General features: G+C 74.3%; 15 protein-coding genes. 8 read left to right on the forward strand and 7 right to left on the reverse strand.

Translation table 11 applies throughout. From position 1 onward, the window contains the following. Positions 1-71: 71 nt before the first annotated feature. A complete protein-coding gene (locus tag IE108_RS00230) occupies positions 72-1,325 on the forward strand; it encodes a threonine aldolase family protein (protein ID WP_064729117.1) in 1,254 nt (417 codons plus the stop codon). Between the two features lie 127 nt (positions 1,326-1,452). Here the strand turns inward: IE108_RS00230 and IE108_RS00235 are convergent, their stop codons facing one another. Next, positions 1,453-1,668, reverse strand: coding sequence for a hypothetical protein (locus IE108_RS00235; RefSeq protein WP_064729116.1), 216 nt, complete (start codon positions 1,666-1,668; stop codon positions 1,453-1,455). Between the two features lie 166 nt (positions 1,669-1,834). On the opposite strand from IE108_RS00235, the gene IE108_RS00240 reads away from it, so the two are divergent. Beyond that, positions 1,835-2,941 carry a DUF5937 family protein gene (locus tag IE108_RS00240; RefSeq protein WP_064729115.1) on the forward strand — a complete coding sequence of 369 codons (1,107 nt, stop codon included), beginning with the start codon at positions 1,835-1,837 and terminating at the stop codon, positions 2,939-2,941. Between the two features lie 31 nt (positions 2,942-2,972). Here IE108_RS00240 and IE108_RS00245 read toward each other — a convergent pair whose 3' ends face one another. Genes IE108_RS00245 through IE108_RS00255 form a run of 3 tightly spaced genes read right to left on the reverse strand, consistent with a single transcriptional unit; the run spans position 2,973 to position 5,588 of the window. Further along, positions 2,973-3,614, reverse strand: a complete 642-nt coding sequence (locus IE108_RS00245) for an AAA family ATPase (RefSeq protein WP_064729114.1) — start codon at positions 3,612-3,614, stop codon at positions 2,973-2,975. Positions 3,615-3,654: 40 nt separating this feature from the next. After that, positions 3,655-4,329 carry a response regulator gene (locus tag IE108_RS00250; RefSeq protein ID WP_064729113.1) on the reverse strand — a complete coding sequence of 225 codons (675 nt, stop codon included), beginning with the start codon at positions 4,327-4,329 and terminating at the stop codon, positions 3,655-3,657. A gap of 53 nt (positions 4,330-4,382) precedes the next feature. Then, entirely contained in the window at positions 4,383-5,588 is a 1,206-nt protein-coding gene (locus tag IE108_RS00255) for a sensor histidine kinase (RefSeq protein ID WP_064729112.1), read from the reverse strand. A 305-nt stretch (positions 5,589-5,893) separates the two neighbouring features. Here IE108_RS00255 and IE108_RS00260 point away from each other — a divergent pair, with 305 nt between their 5' ends. Continuing rightward, positions 5,894-6,982 carry an SAM-dependent methyltransferase gene (locus tag IE108_RS00260; RefSeq protein ID WP_064729111.1) on the forward strand — a complete coding sequence of 363 codons (1,089 nt, stop codon included), beginning with the start codon at positions 5,894-5,896 and terminating at the stop codon, positions 6,980-6,982. On the opposite strand, the gene IE108_RS00265 is transcribed toward IE108_RS00260, so the two are convergent. Next, positions 6,947-8,098 carry an NADH-quinone oxidoreductase subunit D gene (locus IE108_RS00265; RefSeq protein WP_064729110.1) on the reverse strand — a complete coding sequence of 384 codons (1,152 nt, stop codon included), beginning with the start codon at positions 8,096-8,098 and terminating at the stop codon, positions 6,947-6,949. The two genes, IE108_RS00260 and IE108_RS00265, sit on opposite strands and share 36 nt — an antisense overlap. A gap of 31 nt (positions 8,099-8,129) precedes the next feature. Here IE108_RS00265 and IE108_RS00270 point away from each other — a divergent pair, with 31 nt between their 5' ends. Both IE108_RS00270 and IE108_RS00275 read left to right on the forward strand, forming a co-directional pair. Continuing rightward, complete coding sequence (locus tag IE108_RS00270; RefSeq protein ID WP_064729109.1) at positions 8,130-8,660, forward strand: PH domain-containing protein; 531 nt, start codon at positions 8,130-8,132, stop codon at positions 8,658-8,660. Then, complete coding sequence (locus IE108_RS00275; protein WP_372462964.1) at positions 8,657-10,015, forward strand: PH domain-containing protein; 1,359 nt, start codon at positions 8,657-8,659, stop codon at positions 10,013-10,015. The genes IE108_RS00270 and IE108_RS00275 overlap by 4 nt, the downstream gene beginning before the upstream one ends. Positions 10,016-10,024: 9 nt before the next feature. Here IE108_RS00275 and IE108_RS00280 read toward each other — a convergent pair whose 3' ends face one another. Continuing rightward, positions 10,025-11,323, reverse strand: a complete 1,299-nt coding sequence (locus tag IE108_RS00280; protein WP_079163609.1) for a hypothetical protein — start codon at positions 11,321-11,323, stop codon at positions 10,025-10,027. Positions 11,324-11,450: 127 nt separating this feature from the next. Beyond that, entirely contained in the window at positions 11,451-12,581 is a 1,131-nt protein-coding gene (locus IE108_RS00285) for an alpha/beta hydrolase (RefSeq protein ID WP_064729107.1), read from the reverse strand. A gap of 180 nt (positions 12,582-12,761) precedes the next feature. Between IE108_RS00285 and IE108_RS00290 the strand changes: the two genes are divergently transcribed. The 3 genes from IE108_RS00290 (at position 12,762) to IE108_RS00300 (ending at position 16,379) form a co-directional block, all read left to right on the forward strand. Further along, the gene (locus IE108_RS00290) at positions 12,762-14,561 is read left to right on the forward strand and encodes a phosphatidylglycerol lysyltransferase domain-containing protein (protein ID WP_064729106.1); all 1,800 of its coding nucleotides are present in this window, start codon (positions 12,762-12,764) and stop codon (positions 14,559-14,561) included. Positions 14,562-14,982: 421 nt separating this feature from the next. Further along, the gene (gene folP, locus IE108_RS00295; RefSeq protein ID WP_064729105.1) at positions 14,983-15,849 is read left to right on the forward strand and encodes a dihydropteroate synthase; all 867 of its coding nucleotides are present in this window, start codon (positions 14,983-14,985) and stop codon (positions 15,847-15,849) included. Further along, the gene (locus IE108_RS00300) at positions 15,846-16,379 is read left to right on the forward strand and encodes a nuclear transport factor 2 family protein (protein ID WP_064729104.1); all 534 of its coding nucleotides are present in this window, start codon (positions 15,846-15,848) and stop codon (positions 16,377-16,379) included. Before folP ends, IE108_RS00300 begins: the two co-directional genes overlap by 4 nt. Positions 16,380-16,513 lie beyond the last annotated feature (134 nt).

Here is a 16,513-nt window from a genome sequence, read left to right on the forward strand (position 1 = left end):
TGTGGGTCGTCCGGGCCCCGCGCCGACGGAAACCGGATGCCCCGCGCGGTGCCGCCCGGCATGATCCCCGCATGACCGACACCGTGCACGAGCAGGACAGCGGCGCGACGGCCGGGCAGGCGCCCTCGGCGGAGGAAGGGTCTCCCTCGGCGGAGGAAGGCTTTCCTTCGGCGGACGGGGAGTCGCCCACGGCGGAGCGGAACCGGCGGACGCGGGAACGGCGGATCGCCGTGCACCGGACCGCCCGCCGGGTGCTGGACCGGCCCGGCCATCTGCAGACCCTCCGCCAACGGCTGGCCCTGCTCGACGACGTCCAGGACCTCCACGACCTGGACGGACCCGTCGACATGTACGGCAACGGCGTCGTCGAGGCCCTGGAGGAGCGGACCGCCGCACTGCTCGGTCTGGAGGCCGCCGTCTTCTTCCCGACGGGCACCATGGCCCAGCAGGTCGCCCTGCGCTGCTGGGCCGGCCGCACCGGGGATCCGGTGGTCGCCCTGCACGGCCTCAGCCACCCCGAGGTGCACGAACGGAACGCGTTCAGCCGGGTCAGCGGCCTGCGCCCGGTGCGGCTGACCAGCGAGCCCCGGCCGCCGACGGCGGCGGAGGTGCGCGACTTCGAGGAGCCCTTCGGCACGCTGATGCTGGAGCTGCCCCTCAGGGACGCCGGGTACGTGCTGCCCACCTGGGAGGAGCTGACCGAGGTCGTCGCCGCGGCGCGGGAGCGGGACGCGGTGGTCCACTTCGACGGCGCCCGGCTGTGGGAGACCACCACGCACTTCGGCCGGCCCCTGGAGGAGATCGCGGGCCTCGCGGACAGCGTCTACGTCTCGTACTACAAGTCGCTGGGCGGCTTCGGCGGCGCCGCGCTCGCCGGCCCCCGCACGCTGGTGGAGGAGGCGCGGGCCTGGCGGCACCGCTACGGCGGCAACCTGTTCCAGCAGTTCCCCACCGCCCTGTCGGCGCTGGCCGGCCTGGAGCGGGCGCTGCCGCGGCTGCCGGAACAGGTGGCGCACGCGCGCGTGGTGGCCGCGGCGCTGCGCGAGGGTTTCGCGGCGGCCGGCGTCCCCTGGGCGCGCGTGACGCCCGAGGTGCCGCACACTCACCAGTTCCGGGTCTGGCTGCCGTACGACGCCGAGGCGCTGGGCGAGGCCGCGCTCCGGCAGGGCGAGGAGACGGGTGTCCTGCTGTTCTCCGGACCCTTTGACCCGGCCGGGCCCGGGATCTCCGTGGCGGAGGTCGGCGTGGGAGCGGCCGGCCTGGAGTGGACGCCCGACGACGTGCGGGCGTCCGTGGCCGGCTTCGTCGCGGCGCTGGAGGACTGAGCAGCCCGCCCGCGCGGTGGACCCGCGCGACGACGTACGCAGCGGACCCGCGCGGCAGAGGTACGCGGCAGGCCCTCGCGGCGGACGTACGCGGCGGACCCGCGCGCTAGACGTACGCGGTGGACCCTCACCCCAGGGCGCCCGGCTCCCGGGACCGTCGACGGCGCGGAAGGAGCCGCGGGCCGCCGCGGAGCCGGCGTCCGGCGAGCACGGCCCGGAACCGGCGGCGCTCCCGCCACTCGCGCACGACCCGTGACTCGTGGGTGCCCGGCGCGGGCGGCGCGGGCTCGCCGAGCTGCCGGGCGCGGTAGGCGTCGAGGAGGTACTGCTGCGTGCTGCTCACGGGATCACCTGCTCGGGAGACGGGGCGGTGGGAAGGGGCCGGGCGCCGGCCAGGTGGTCGCCCCGGTGGCCCCAGCCTGCGCCGGGTCCCGCCGCGCGGTCGCGCCGATTGACGGCGGCGGTCAATCGGCGGCCGCGTTGTCGGTGGCGGCGTGCACCATGGGGGCATGAGCGTGCGCATCGACATCGCGGGGCTGCGGCCGGAGAGGGTCGCCGTCGTGCCCTCGCCCCTGGCCGAGCTGGGCATGGCGCTGCACGCGCTGTCCGAGCCGGGACACCACCCGGGGCTGCAGGGCTGGGCGACGGGCGTCACCGCCCGGCTCGACTCGCATCTGGCCGACCGGATGTGCGAGGCCGACTTCCTGTGGCGGACGACCTTCTCGGACCTGTTCATGCCGTTCGCCGGTGTGCCGGGCCGCAGCACGCTGCCCGGCGCCACCCTCGCCGAGGACCTGGACCTGCTGGACAAGCTGTCCGACGAGCAGTTCGTGGACGCGGCGCTGGAGTTCACCTGCGCGCTGCCGTACAGCACGGGCGGGGTCTCCGCGCTCGCCGACGCGCAGGTGCGCCGGCGCGCCCTGGACCTCGCCGCCGCGCGCGGCCCGCAGCAGCTGCGCTTCAGCGAGCGGCTGCTGGTCGACCCGCCGCGGATCCGGGGCTGGCTGCGGCAGTTCGCGCACGACTGCGACGAGGCCTTCTTCGCGGAGGCCTGGTCCCGGCTGCGCCACCAGCTGGCGACGGACGCCCGGCACAAGACGGATCTGCTGCGCCGCAGGGGCCTCGCCGAGGCGCTGGCCGCCGTCTCCCCGGCGGTGACGCTGGACGAGGACGCCGCGCGGATCACCGTCGACAAGCTGGGCGACGGCCGCAGCGCCACGGCGGACGGCGGTCTGCTGCTGGTGCCGACCAGCCTGGGCTGGCCGCACCTGATGGTCCTGCACCGGCACGCCTGGCAGCCGGTGCTGCACTACCCGGTGGGCTCCCCGGAGTTGGCGTCGCCCGCCTCGGTCGAGCAGCTCACGCTGCGGATGACCGCGCTGTCCCACCCGGTCCGGATGCGGATCTGCCGCTATCTGGCCCGCAGTGAGTACACCACCGGCGAGCTGGCGCAGGTGCACGGCATGACGGCCCCCGAGATATCCCGGCACCTGGGCGTGCTGAAGAAGGCGGGCCTGGTCACCACCCGCCGCCGCGGCCGGTACGTGCTGCACCAGCTGGACGTGACGGTGGTCGCCCGGCTCGGCAGCGACTTCCTGGAGGGCATACTCCGCTAGCGCCCGTCCGGGCGGCCCGCGTGCGCCGGCGTCAGTCGGTCCGGACGTGCCGGAGCGCGACGCCCGCCTGCCTGATCCGGGTGCGCAGGGCGCCCTCGTCGTTGGGCCGCAGGGTGAGCCCCGCCAGTACGGCGATCCGGTCGGCGGTCCTGGGCACGGTGGTGCGGTCCGTCCACAGGTGCTCCGCGAACTCCGGCTCGGCCAGCCGTTCCAGGCAGTGGTCGAGCCGTGCCTCGGCCCAGCTCTCGCGCCCCGGCCGGGGGCGCTTCCCGACGGCGTACCCGGCGCGGTGCAGGAGGCGGCCGAGGCCGCGCTCGCGCAGCCTTCGCAGCACGGTCTCGCGCTCGGCGAGGAGGGTGAAGTGGCGTACGTCGTGCCCCAGTTCGCCCAGGCGGCCGACGGTCTCGGCGAAGTACCGCGGTTCGGTGACGGTCATCGGCGCGATCACCACTCCGTCGTGCCTGGTGAGCGCGAGGTCGAGCACCTCCACCACACCCTGCCGCCAGGACGCCAAGTCCTGGAAGTCGTCGCGGAGTTCGGGAGGCAGCGTGCGGTGCAGCCCGAAGCCGACGTGCTCGGGGTCGCAGACGACGCTGCCCGGCAGCCGCCGCCGTATCTCGTGCGCGGTCTGTGACTTGCCGCCCCCGAAGGGGCCGTTGATCCACAGGAGCATGCGCAGACCCTACCGACGCGGCGGCACCGCCGGAGCCCCGTCAGCCCTGTCCCCCGCCGGCCCGGACCAGGCCGGTCTCGTAGGCCAGCACCACCACCTGGACCCGGTCGCGCAGGTTCAGCTTGGTCAGGATGCGGCCGACGTGCGTCTTCACGGTCGCCTCGGACAGCACGAGCCGGGCCGCGATCTCCCCGTTGGACATGCCCTGCGCGACCAGCACCATGACTTCCTGCTCCCGGCCGGTGAGCCGCTGGAGCTCCTTGTGCCGGGGCTCCTGGCCGGTGGCGGGCAGCATCGGCGCGAAGCGGTCCAGGAGCCGGCGGGTGGTGGACGGGGCGACGACCGCGTCACCGCTGTGCACGGAGCGGATGGCGGCGAGCAGTTCGCCGGGCGGCACGTCCTTGAGCATGAAGCCGGAGGCGCCCGCCTTCAGCGCGGAGAAGGCGTACTCGTCGAGGTCGAAGGTGGTCAGGATCAGCACCTTCGGCGCGTCCGGGTCCACGCAGATCCGGGCGGTGGTCTCCACGCCGTCCAGCTTGGGCATCCGGACGTCCATGAGGACGACGTCCACGGCGGTCGAGCGCAGCACCTGGAGGGCCTCGACGCCGTCGCCCGCCTCCGCGACGACCTCCATGTCCGGCTGGGCCGCCAGCACCATCCGGAACCCGGTGCGCAGCAGCACCTGGTCGTCGACGAGCATTACGCGGATCGCCATCGGGGCCTCTTCCTTACAGGTGTCAACGCGGTACGTGCGTGCGGGGGCGGTCGTCAGTGTGCGGGTTTCAGCGGCAGCAGCGCACTGATGCGGAATCCTCCGCCCGGTCGCGGTCCCGCGTCCAGGGTCCCGCCGACCATGCCGATCCGCTCCCGCATGCCGATCAGCCCGTGGCCCTGGCCGTCGAACCCGCCCTCCTCGTACAGCTCGTGCGGGGCGCCCTTGCCGTCGTCCTCGATGAGCAGCCCGAGGCCGTCGTCGAAGTAGACGAGCCGCACGCTCGCGCCCGCGTTGGGCCCCCCGTGCTTGCGCGTGTTGGTCAGCGCCTCCTGCACGATGCGGTAGGCGGTCAGCTCGACGCCGCTGGGCAGCTGCCTGGGGGTGCCCTCGACCTTGAAGTCGACGGGCAGGCCCGAGGTCCGGCAGTGCTCGACGAGGTCCTCGATCTGCTGGACGTCGGGCTGCGGGACGTACTCCCCGGCCTCCTGGTGCTCGCCGGTGCGCAGCACGCCGAGCAGGCGGCGCATCTCGGCGAGCGCCTGCCGGCCGGTGGAGGAGATGGTCTCCAGGGCCTTCTTCGCCTGGTCGGGGGCGGCGTCCAGGACGTAGGCGGCGCCGTCGGCCTGGACCACCATGACGGAGACGTTGTGCGCGACGACGTCGTGCAGCTCGCGGGCGATCCGGGCGCGCTCGGCGGCGACGGCGACCTTGGCCTGCGCCTCGCGCTCCTTCTCCAGCCGGGCGGCCCGCTCCTCCAGCTGCGCGAAGTAGGCGCGGCGGGTGCGGATGGAGTCGCCGAGGACCCAGGCGAGCGCGAAGGGCACCGCCTGGAAGACCGTTATGGCGATGTTGCTCCCTATCCCCAGCTCGTCGTCGGCCCAGCGCAGCTGGGCGAAGGGGGCGGCGCACAGCCCCACGGCGAGCGCGGTGCGGGAGGCCCAGCGGGCGCCGGTCGCGGCGACCGTGTAGACGATCACCAGGAAGGCGAAGTCCGACGGCATCGTGGAGACGTCCAGCGCCAGCTGCCCCACGCCGATGGCGACGGCGAGCAGCAGCATCCGCTCCGGCATCCGCTGGCGCAGCGCGATCACGACGCTCAGCAGGACGGCGAACGGGATGATCAGCGCCAGGAGGTGGGTGCCCTCGTCCGACGTCCCCGGACCCGACACGGACACCAGGGTGATCCCGAGCACGACGAGGGCCCAGAAGGAGTCGACCCCGGTGGGGTGTCGGCGGAGGAAGTCGTAGAGGCGCTGCACGTAACCCAGCGTAGGGAAGCGGAATAGGTGCAGGGGTCAACCGGAGGGCCGATCCGCATCCCCCGCGCATACTCCGCAAGGTGGAGGCCCCGCTCTCCTGTGCCCTTAGGGCCTGTCGTCTGGATCATGCCGGAGTCGCGGGGTGTGGCACGCGCATCTGCGGCGTTGTCGTCGGTTGCCAGGGCTCCGCCCTGTCGCCCTCCTCCGCCTTGCAGCTGCACGCACCACACCCCGCTCGGGCGGCCCGACAAGGCACCGTCCCTCATAGCCGGCCTGATCCAGACGACAGACCCTAGCCTGGGTCTGTGACGCGAGGGACGACAGGGGCCGAAGTGGCTCCGGAGGCGCAGGAAGGCTGGCGGGGCTGGCGGGAGGCCACGCAGGAGGCCCTGTACGGCTCCGGGGGTTTCTACCGCACCGCCCCGGAGGGTCCCGCGGGGCACTTCCGGACGTCCGTGCACGCGTCGCCGCTGTTCGCGGGGGCGGTGGCGCGGCTGCTGTGCCGGGTCGACGCGGCGCTGGGGCGGCCCGACCCGCTGGCGTTCGTGGACATGGCGGCCGGGCGGGGCGAGCTGGTCTCCGGGGTGCTGGCCGCGCTGCCCGCCGCCGTGTCGGCCCGCACGCGCGCGTACGCCGTGGAGGTCGCCGGGCGGCCCGAGGGCCTCGACCACCGGATCGAGTGGCGCGCCGAGCCGCCGCACGGCGTCACCGGGCTGCTCTTCGCCAACGAGTGGCTGGACAACGTACCGGTGGACGTCGCGGAGGTGGACGCGGCCGGCCTGGCGCGGAGGGTGCTGGTCCGCGGGGACGGTACGGAGCGGCTCGGCGGGCCGCCGACCGGGGCCGAAGCGGCGTGGCTGGCGCGGTGGTGGCCGCTGGCCGGCGAGGAGGGGCTGCGCGCCGAGATCGGGCTGCCCCGGGACGCCGCCTGGGCCTCGGCGGTGTCCTCGCTGGACGCGGGGCTCGCGGTGGCCGCCGACTACGGGCACACCGCGGCCGCCCGGCCGCCGTTCGGGACGCTCACCGGGTTCCGGGCGGGGCGGGAGACGCGGCCGGTGCCGGACGGGTCGTGCGACATCACCGCGCACGTCGCGCTGGACGCGGTCGCGGCGGCCCACGCCGAGAGGTGCGCTCCGGGGCACACGCCCCCACCAGCCCTCACGCGCCCCCAGCGCGAGGTCCTGCGCGCCCTCGGCGTCACCGGCGCACGCCCCCCGCTCGCGCTGGCCTCCAGCGACCCGGCGGCCTACGTGCGCGCCCTGGCGAACGCCTCGCGGGCGGCCGAACTGCTCGCGCCGGGCGGTCTCGGCGACTTCGGGTGGCTGCTCCAGCCGGTGGGCGCCGTGGACGCCGCCGCGCTACTTGTCGATGTCGCCGACGACGAAGAACAGTGACCCCAGGATCGCCACCATGTCCGCGACCAGCGTGCCGGGCAGCAGCTCGGTCAGCGCCTGGATGTTGTTGAACGACGCCGAGCGCAGCTTCAGCCGGTAGGGCGTCTTCTCGCCCTTGCTGACGAGGTAGTAGCCGTTGATGCCGAGCGGGTTCTCGGTCCAGGCGTACGTGTGGCCCTCGGGCGCCTTCAGCACCTTGGGGAGCCGCTGGTTGACCGGACCGGGCTCCAGCTCGGCCAGCCGGTCCAGGCAGGCGTCGGCGAGGTCGAGGGCGTTGTGCGTCTGGTCCAGGAGCACCTCGAAGCGGGCGAGGCAGTCGCCCTCGGCGCGGGTGACGACCCTGAGGGTGTCCTGGAGTTCGCCGTAGGCGAGGTACGGCTCGTCGCGGCGCAGGTCGAAGTCGACGCCGGAGGCGCGGGCGATCGGACCGCTGACCCCGTACGCGTGCACGGCCTGCGGGGTGAGCGCGCCCACCCCGCGCGTGCGCCCGCGGAAGATCTCGTTGCCGAGCACCAGGTCGTCGAAGACGTCCATGCGCGAGCGCACGGCGGCGACGGCGGCACGCGCGCGCGTGGTCCAGCCGGCCGGCAGGTCCTCCTTGAGGCCGCCGACGCGGTTGAACATGTAGTGCATGCGCCCGCCGGAGACCTCCTCCATGACGTTCTGGAGGACCTCCCGCTCCCGGAAGGCGTAGAAGACCGGGGTGATCCCGCCCAGCTCCAGCGGGTACGACCCCAGGAACATCAGGTGGTTGAGCACCCGGTTCAGCTCCGCGAGCAGCGTCCGCGTCCACACCGCGCGGGTGGGGACCTCCATGCCGAGCATGCGCTCGACGGCGAGGACGACGCCCAGTTCGTTGGAGAACGCCGACAGCCAGTCGTGGCGGTTGGCGAGCACGATGATCTGCCGGTAGTCCCGGGCCTCGAAGAGCTTCTCCGCACCGCGGTGCATGTAGCCGATCACGGGTTCCGCGCTGGTGATGCGCTCGCCGTCCAGGACGAGCCGGAGCCGCAGCACGCCGTGCGTGGAGGGGTGCTGGGGCCCGATGTTGAGCACCATGTCGGTGCTCTCCGCGGCGCCGCCGATGCCGACCATGGTCTCCGTCGTAGGAGTCATGGACACAGTCTCCCCTACGTACGCTGGGCCCATGGAGACGGGGAGCCCTGACGACGCGGGCACGGCGGGGGCGACGGACGCGGTGGTTCGGGCGCGGGAGGAGCCGGTGTGGACCGGCCTGCCGCCCGGCCTGCTGCGCATGCGACGGCTGCTGCTGGTGGTGTGGCTGGGACTGCTGGCGCTCGCCGCGGGGCTGCTGCCGGGTCTGTTCCTCGGCCCCCTCTGGGCGACCCTGGCGCTGCCGCCGCTGGCCGTGCTCGGCTGGGGCTGGGCGATGCTGGAGCGCAACTGGCGGTCCTGGCGGTACGCCGAGCGCGCCGACGACCTGCTGATCAGCCGGGGTGTGCTGTGGCGGGAGGAGACCGTGGTGCCGTACGGCCGGATGCAGCTGGTCGAGGTCACCTCGGGGCCGGTCGAGCGGCACTTCGGCCTGGCCAGCGTGCAGCTGCACACGGCCGCCGCCGCGACCGACGCGACCATCCCCGGCCTCGACCCGGCGGAGGCGGAGCGGCTGCGCGACCGGCTCACCGAGCTGGGCGAGGCCCGATCGGCGGGGCTGTGACCACGCCCGGGACCGACGGCGGCACCCGGGCCGCCGAGCACGTCCCTCCCCCGCCGGCGGACGGCGTCACCGAGCGCCGGCTGCACCCCGTCACGCCGCTGCGCCGGGCGTGGGCTCCGGTCGCCGTGCTGGTGGGCTGGGCCGTCCACGACCCCGACCAGGCGCAGCGCCAGCTGACCCGGCTGACCACGACCCACCTGCTCATCGGCCTCGCCGTGCTGATTCCGGCCGCCGGCCTCTACGGCTTCCTGACCTGGTGGTTCACCCACTACGCGGTGACCGACACCGAACTGCGCATCCGTACCGGCCTGCTGTTCCGCCGTACCGCGCACATCCGCCTGGAGCGCATCCAGGCCATCGACGTCACCCAGCCCCTGCTGGCCCGTGTCGCGGGGGTCGCCAAGCTCAAACTCGACGTCATAGGCACCGGCAAGAAGGACGAGCTGGCCTTCCTCGGCGCCGACGAGGCCCGTGCGCTGCGGGCCGAGCTGCTCGCCCGCGCGGCGGGCTTCGCGCCCGAGACCGCGCACGAGGTCGGCGAGGCCCCGGCCCGGCAGCTGCTGCGCGTGCCGCCCGGTGTGCTCGCCGTCTCGCTGCTGCTGACCGGGGCGACCTGGGGCACGCTGCTGGCCGCCGTGGTGGTGCCGACGCTGCTGTGGCTGGCCACCCACAACCTGTGGACGGTGCTGGCGACCGCCCTGCCGCTGGTGGGCGCCGCGGGCGCGAGCAGCGCGGGCCGGTTCGTCGGGGAGTACGACTGGACCGTGGCCGAGTCCCAGGACGGGCTGCGCATCGACCACGGCCTGCTGGACCGCGCGCACGAGACGGTGCCGCCGGGCCGGGTGCAGACCGTGCGGATCGTGGAGCCGCTGCTGTGGCGGCGGCGCCGCTGGGTGCGGGTGGAGCTGGACGTGGCCGGTTCGTCGAACTCCGTGCTGCTGCCGGTCGCCCCGCGCGAGATCGCCGAGGCGGTCGTCGCGCGCGTGCTGCCCGGGGTGAGCGTGCCGGCGGCGCCGGACCTGTCGCGCCCGCCACGGCGCGCGGCGCGGTGCCGGCCGCTGTGGTGGCGCGGCTACGGCCTCGCGGTCACCGACGCGGTCTTCGCCGCCCGGTACGGACTGCTGCGCCGCACGCTGGCGCTGGTGCCGCACGCCAAGGTGCAGAGCGTCCGGCTCGCTCAGGGGCCCTGGCAGCGAGCGCTGCGGCTGGCCGACGTGCGCGTGGACACGGGGGCCAACAAGACGGTGACCGCGCGGCTGCGGGACGCCGACGAGGCCGCCGGGCTGCTGGACGGCCAGGCGGAACGCTCCCGCACCGGCCGCCGGGACGCCCCGCCGGACCGCTGGATGGCCTGAGACGCGGGGTCAGGAGACCGCGCTGCGCAGCCCCTGGATGTCGATCTGCTCGGTCTCGTCGTGGGCGGTCAGGTCGATCACCTGGCCGACGCCCCGGGACTCCTCGCCGGCCGGCTTGAAGGAGGCCTCCGCCTCGGCCTTGTGCAGGGCGAGCGCCTCCTGGCCGACGACGTCGGCGAGGTCCTCGTTCTGCACGGACTCCAGGGCGGTTCCGGAGGCGTCCGAGCCGTCCGCGCCCTCCCCGTCGCCGGGCTCCTTGGTCCCGAAGAAGTCGAAGCCGCCCTCGACCGACGGGCGCCGCGCCGGGGACGCCGGTACGACGGCCACCGCGGTCGGCACGGTGAAGTGCCCCTCGGCACGCCGGGTGGACTGGGCGGGCGGGGCGGACGGTTCGTCGGAGCGCGGCGCCGGGGAGGCGGCGGCGCTCTCGTGCCCGTCGGCCGCCTCGGGCTGCCCCCGCGTCTCGTGCTCCCGCGCCGCCTCGGGCGCCGGCGTGCTCTCGCCGCCGCCGTCGCCGTCGTCCTTGCCGCCACCGTCGCCGCCGTCGTCGCCGCCGTCGCCGTCACCGTCGGCGGAGTCGCCGCCGTCGTCCCGGTTGCCGCCGTCCGGGCCCTTCGGCGCGTCCCCGTCGAAGCGGGCGAGCGCGGCGCCCGCGCGCAGGAACAGCTGCGAGCCCGCGGGGGAGAACACCGCCGGGGCACTGTCCTTCTCCGCCGCGTGCTTCTCCGCCGTTTCCTTCTCCACCGTGCCCGTGCTCTCGGCGGCCGGGTCCGTGGCGGCCGGCACGGCGTCCGCGGCCGCCTCCTCCCGGTCCGGCGCCGGCCGGGCCGCGGGCAGGGCGGGCGCCGACGGGACGGCCTCTATCTCCAGCAGCCGGCGGCCCTCCAGCGCGCTGGCCCGCTCGGTCTCCGCCGTGGCGTAGCGGCGCAGCAGCGAGGCGTGCTCGTTGCGCAGGCCAGCCAGTTCGGTGCGCTTGGCCCGCAGCCGGTGCTCCAGCTTGACGCGCAGGTCGCGCGACTCCTCCAGGTCGGACTCCAGTTCGGCGACCCGTTCCTCGTAGCGCCACTCGTCGCTCGCCCGCGCGCGCGTGAGGTCGGCGACGCGCCTGCCCGCCTGTGCGTCCCAGTGCCGCATGACGACCGCGCCGACGACGGCCGTCACCGCGGCGGCCGCGGCCAGTACGCGGAGGACCGTGATCTCGCTGAACACCCAGGGGCCGAGGGCGCAGACGACCGAGACGCCTGCGATCGCCGACGGAGGAAGCAGCCTGTGCAGAGGCGGGGAATGGCGGTGACGTCCACGTGGCATGGCCAGAAACTTACCGCGCGTAGGCGAATCTTGGCGCCCCGCCCCGTAAAAACACGGCCTTCTCCGACGCGTTCACACGCCACCGGGAATCCACAACCCCGTCGCCGGGCGAATTACTCAAGATCATTCAGACCGTGCGCCCGCCCAGCCGTCCCCCGAGCCACTCCAGTGTCGCGGGAATCTCGCGCCGCCAGGTATTGAAGTTGTGCCCTCCGCTTTCCAGGATGATCGAGGAGATCCGGGTCGGCTTCCTGCTCTTGACCCGCTCGATGAACTCCAGCGTGTCCGCGTAGTTCGTCTCGCCGGACCTGCTGCTGGTCACGAGCAGGGAAGTGCCGGGCGCGGGCCTGTTCTTGAGATACCACCACAGATTCGCGTGGTTCTTCCGTTCCTCGTTCCCCTGGAAGAGATCACCGGTGGTGGGGTCGTTCGGCGCGTCGTAGTACGCGGAGAGTCCCGCTCCCGCGGCGAACACGTCCGGATGGTGCACGGCGAGTTTCAGCGCGCAGTATCCGCCCGTGGAGTTGCCGACGACACCCCAGGTGCCCGGTCCCCGGGAGACGCGGTAGTGGCCGCCCACGGCCTCGGGGAGATCCTTCGCGAAGAACGTCTCCGTCCGCGGCCCGCCCGGCACGTCGACGCATTCCGTGTCGCGGGGCGGAGCGAGGGTCGGCCGCAGCATCACCAGGATCATCGGCCGCATCCGGCCCGCCCGGGCCAGGTCGAGCGCCGTGCGCGGATAGCGGAGCTTGTCCACCAGCGCCTCGGCGGTCCCCGGGTACCCGGTCAGGACGACGGCCGCGGGGAACGTACGGCCGCGGTGCCGTGCCTGGAAGTACTCCGGCGGCAGGTACACGTACGCCGGGGTCGCGATCCGCGTCGTCCGCCCGACGACGCGGACCTCGTCGATCCGCCCGCTCGCCTCGGGCCGGCCGCCGCCCGCCCCCGTCACCTTCCGGTCCCCGACGACCCGCAGCGGCCCGCCCGTCGCGCCGGAGGCGTGGTCGACGACGACGCCCTGCCCGTTCTCCCGCCCGAACAGGTCGGCCCAGCTGCCGTAGAACCCGAAGGACTGGTTGGCCACCAGACCCACCGCCGCGAAGAGGGCCGCCTGGGTCGCGAACAGCAGGCCCACCCGCCCGAGTACGGCCCGTACACCGCCGTGGGCCAGGCGCGGCCACAGCCACACCGTGCCGGCGAACAGCAGCACGCCGGCCAGTACCGCCAACGCCAGCACCTTGTTGCTCGTGAGACCCATGCCTTGGTACCTGCCTGCGCTTTCCGTGCGCCCGTTCGGGCAATCCGATCAAGGGGAGTGAACCTCTCCCGCCAAGACACCGTCCTAGAGGGCGCAATGTCGCCGGATGCCCGAAACGGGCCCGGATCCACTCTTACTCGCAGAACAACAGGTGCGATGTCTGTCAGGACAGATGAGGAAATGTCGGGTGCGGTTCCGGCAGGACCCACCCGCGTACGCCGGCTGCCGCGCGGCCCCCGTCCGGAGAACGTGCCCCTCCTCGTCGGCCGCGCCTGCGCGCTCGTCGGCCTGCTGGACATCGCCGCCGGCGTCTTCCCGCGCTTCCGGCACAGCCGGATGCACGCCCTCGCCGAGGTACTGCCGGGCTCGTTCGGCCCGTTCGCCGCCGCCCTCTCCCTCAGCGCCGGTGTCCTGCTCCTCCTGCTCGCCCACGGCCTGAGGCGCCGCAAGCGCCGGGCGTGGCGGGCCGCGGTGGCCCTCCTCCCGCTGGGCGCACTCGCCCAGTTCGGCTACCGCCACTCGGTCCTCGGCGTCCTGATCTCCCTGGCGCTGCTCGCGCCCCTGCTGCGCCACCGGGACCAGTTCGCGGCCCTGCCGGACCCGCGCAGCCGCTGGCGCGCCCTGGCCAACTTCGTTCTCATGGGGGCCGGTTCGCTCGCGCTGGGCCTCCTGGTCGTCAACGCCCACCCGCACCGCATGATCGGCTCCCCGAGCCTGGCCGACCGCCTCACCCACGTCCTGTACGGCCTGTTCGGCGTGGAGGGCCCGGTCCACTACGCGGGCAACACCTCCTGGACGGTCGCCTTCTCCCTCGGCGCGCTCGGCCTCCTGACCGCCGTCACCACCATCTACCTGGCCTTCCGACCGGAACACCCGGCGGCCCGCCTCACCGAGGAGGACGAGGTACGCCTGCGCGCCCTCCTCGCCCGGCACGGCGGCCGCGACTCCCTCGGCCACTTCGCGCTGCGCCGGGACAAGGCGGTGGTCTTCTCCCCGAGCGGCAAGGCGGCGGTCACCTACCGCGTCGTCTCCGGCGTGATGCTGGCCAGCGGCGACCCGATCGGCGACGTCGAGGCGTGGCCGGGCGCCATCGAACGTTTCATGGACGAGGCCCGCGCCCACTCCTGGACCCCGGCCGTCATGGGCTGCTCCGAGACCGGCGGCGAGGTGTGGACCCGCGAAACGGGCCTCGACGCCCTCGAACTGGGTGACGAGGCGGTGGTGGACGTGGCGGATTTCTCCCTCGCCGGCCGCGCGATGCGCAACGTGCGCCAGATGGTCAAGCGCATCGAGCGCGCCGGTTACGAGACCCGGGTACGGCGCGTGGCTGACCTCCCCGACGCCGAACTGGACCGCGTGCGCCGCGCCGCCGGCGCGTGGCGGGGCACCGACACCGAGCGCGGCTTCTCGATGGCCCTGGGCCGGGTCGGCGACCCGGCCGACGGCGACTGCCTGATCGCGACCGCGCACAAGCAGGACGCCGAGCCGGGCCCGTACGGCGACCTGAAGGCGGTCCTGCACTTCGTCCCATGGGGCACCGACGGCGTCTCCCTGGACCTCATGCGCCGCGACCGCGCGGCCGACCCCGGCATGAACGAACTGCTGATCGTCGCCGCGCTCCAGGCGGCGCCGAGGCTGGGCATCACCCGGGTGTCGCTGAACTTCGCGATGTTCCGCGCGGCGCTCGCGCGCGGCGAGAAGATCGGCGCGGGCCCGGTCCTCCGCGCCTGGCGCGGCCTGCTGGTCTTCCTCTCCCGCTGGTTCCAGATCGAATCCCTGTACAAGTTCAACGCGAAGTTCCGCCCCCGCTGGGAGCCCCGCTTCGTGGTCTACCGCTCCTCGTCCGACCTCCCCCGCATCGGCTTCGCCGCGATGCAGGCCGAGGGCTTCGTCACCCTCACCCCACCCCTCCCCCGAGCCCTACGCCGCCCCACACCCCCACGCCGCCCCTGCGCCCACGGAGACGCCCACGCGACGTGACACGCCGTCCGTACCGCCACCCGTCAGGCACCGCCGTTCCCTGATCACCCGGTGTGGGCGCGGGCCGGGGGGCGGATGACGCAACCCGGCGTAGCGGGGTGCCGCCCGCGCCCACCCGTGCCGCCCCAGGCGGCACATCTGCCCGCGGATCGCGGAGCGGGTTGGCCGCGTACGGCGAGAAGGGGGTGTGCCGGGGGGTGTCCGCCCGCAGCGGTTGGCGCGTCAACGGACCGCACATCTTGAGGTACCGATTCCGCGCCGTTCCGAGGACGGACACCCCCCGGCGCACCCCCGACCCACCCCCAACCGAAGGCGCAACGCGCACCCCCACCCGACCAGCCACAGGCCGCCGCAGGCATCGCCCCCCCAACCGCCGGAGGCAACCCGCTGGCAAGCCACCCCCTGGGCCTAGGCTGAAGACATGACCAAGCAGACCGACCGCCGCCCCCACCCGGCGGGACTCACCGCATGGGACCGCTGCGCGGTCATGGGAGTCGTCAACGTCACCCCCGACTCCTTCTCCGACGGCGGTCGCTTCTTCGACACCACGGCGGCGATCAAACACGGCCTCCACCTCGTGGCCGAGGGCGCCGACCTCGTGGACGTGGGCGGCGAGTCCACCCGCCCCGGCGCCACCCGCGTCGACGAGGACGAGGAACTCCGCCGCGTGGTCCCCGTCGTCCGCGGCCTCGCCTCCGAGGGCGTCACGGTCTCCGTGGACACCATGCGCGCCTCCGTCGCCGCCCGCGCCCTCGCCGCGGGCGCCGCCCTCGTCAACGACGTCAGCGGCGGCCTGGCCGACCCCCGGATGATCCCGGCCGTCGCCGACACCGGCGCCCCCTTCGTCGTCATGCACTGGCGCGGCCTGCTGGAGGGCGGCAACGTCAAGGGCGAGTACGCCGACGTCGTCACCGAGGTCGTCGACGAGCTGCGCACGCGCGTGGACGCCGTCCTGGAGGGCGGCATCGCCCCCGACCGGGTCGTCGTCGACCCCGGCCTCGGCTTCTCCAAGAACGCCGACCACGACCTCGCCCTCCTCGCCCACCTCGACCGCCTCCTCGGCCTCGGCCACCCCCTCCTCGTCGCCGCCTCCCGCAAACGCTTCCTCGGCCGCGTCCTCGCCGCCGACCCCGACGCCGCCCCGCCCCCCGCCCGGGAACGCGACGCGGCCACCGCCGCGGTCTCCGCCCTCGCGGCGCACGCCGGCGCGTGGGCCGTCCGCGTCCACGAGGTCCGCGCCACCGCCGACGCCGTACGGGTCGCCCGCGCCGTCGAGGGAGCCCGGTGAACGCCCCGCACGTCGACGTCGAGCAGGTCGAGTCCGCCAACACCGCGTTCTACGAGGCGCTGGAGCAGGGCGACTTCGAGAAGGTCTCCGCGTTCTGGCTCACCCCGTCCGACCTGGGCGTCGACGAGACGTACCACGACCCGGCCGACGCCGGCGTGGTGTCCTGCGTGCACCCCGGCTGGCCGGTGCTCACCGGCCGCGGCGAGGTCCTGCGCTCCTACGCGCTGATCATGGCGAACACGGACTACATCCAGTTCTTCCTGACCGACGTCCACGTCTCCGTCACCGGCGACACCGCCCTGGTCACCTGCACCGAGAACATCCTCAGCGGCGGCCCGGCCCCGGCCGGCGACGAGGAGCTGGGCCCCCTGGTCGGCCAGCTCGTGGTCGCCACGAACACCTTCCGCCGCACCCCCGCGGGCTGGAAACTCTGGTCCCACCACGCCTCCCCCGTCCTGGCCGAGACCGACGACGAGGACGAAGGCGAAGGCGAAGGCCCCGGCACCGACCCCGAGGGCACCCCTTCCTGAGGAAGTGGTTGGAATCACGGACCGGCGGGTATGGGCGGCTACCTACCCGTGATCCACCGGGACCGCCAGGGAGAACAGCGGGTGAATCCTCCCGGTTCCGCCCCGGCCCCCCACCCCCCGTGGCCCGGCCCCAC

It is taken from the genome of Streptomyces parvulus (assembly GCF_014648855.1).
Lineage (GTDB): Bacteria > Actinomycetota > Actinomycetes > Streptomycetales > Streptomycetaceae > Streptomyces > Streptomyces parvulus.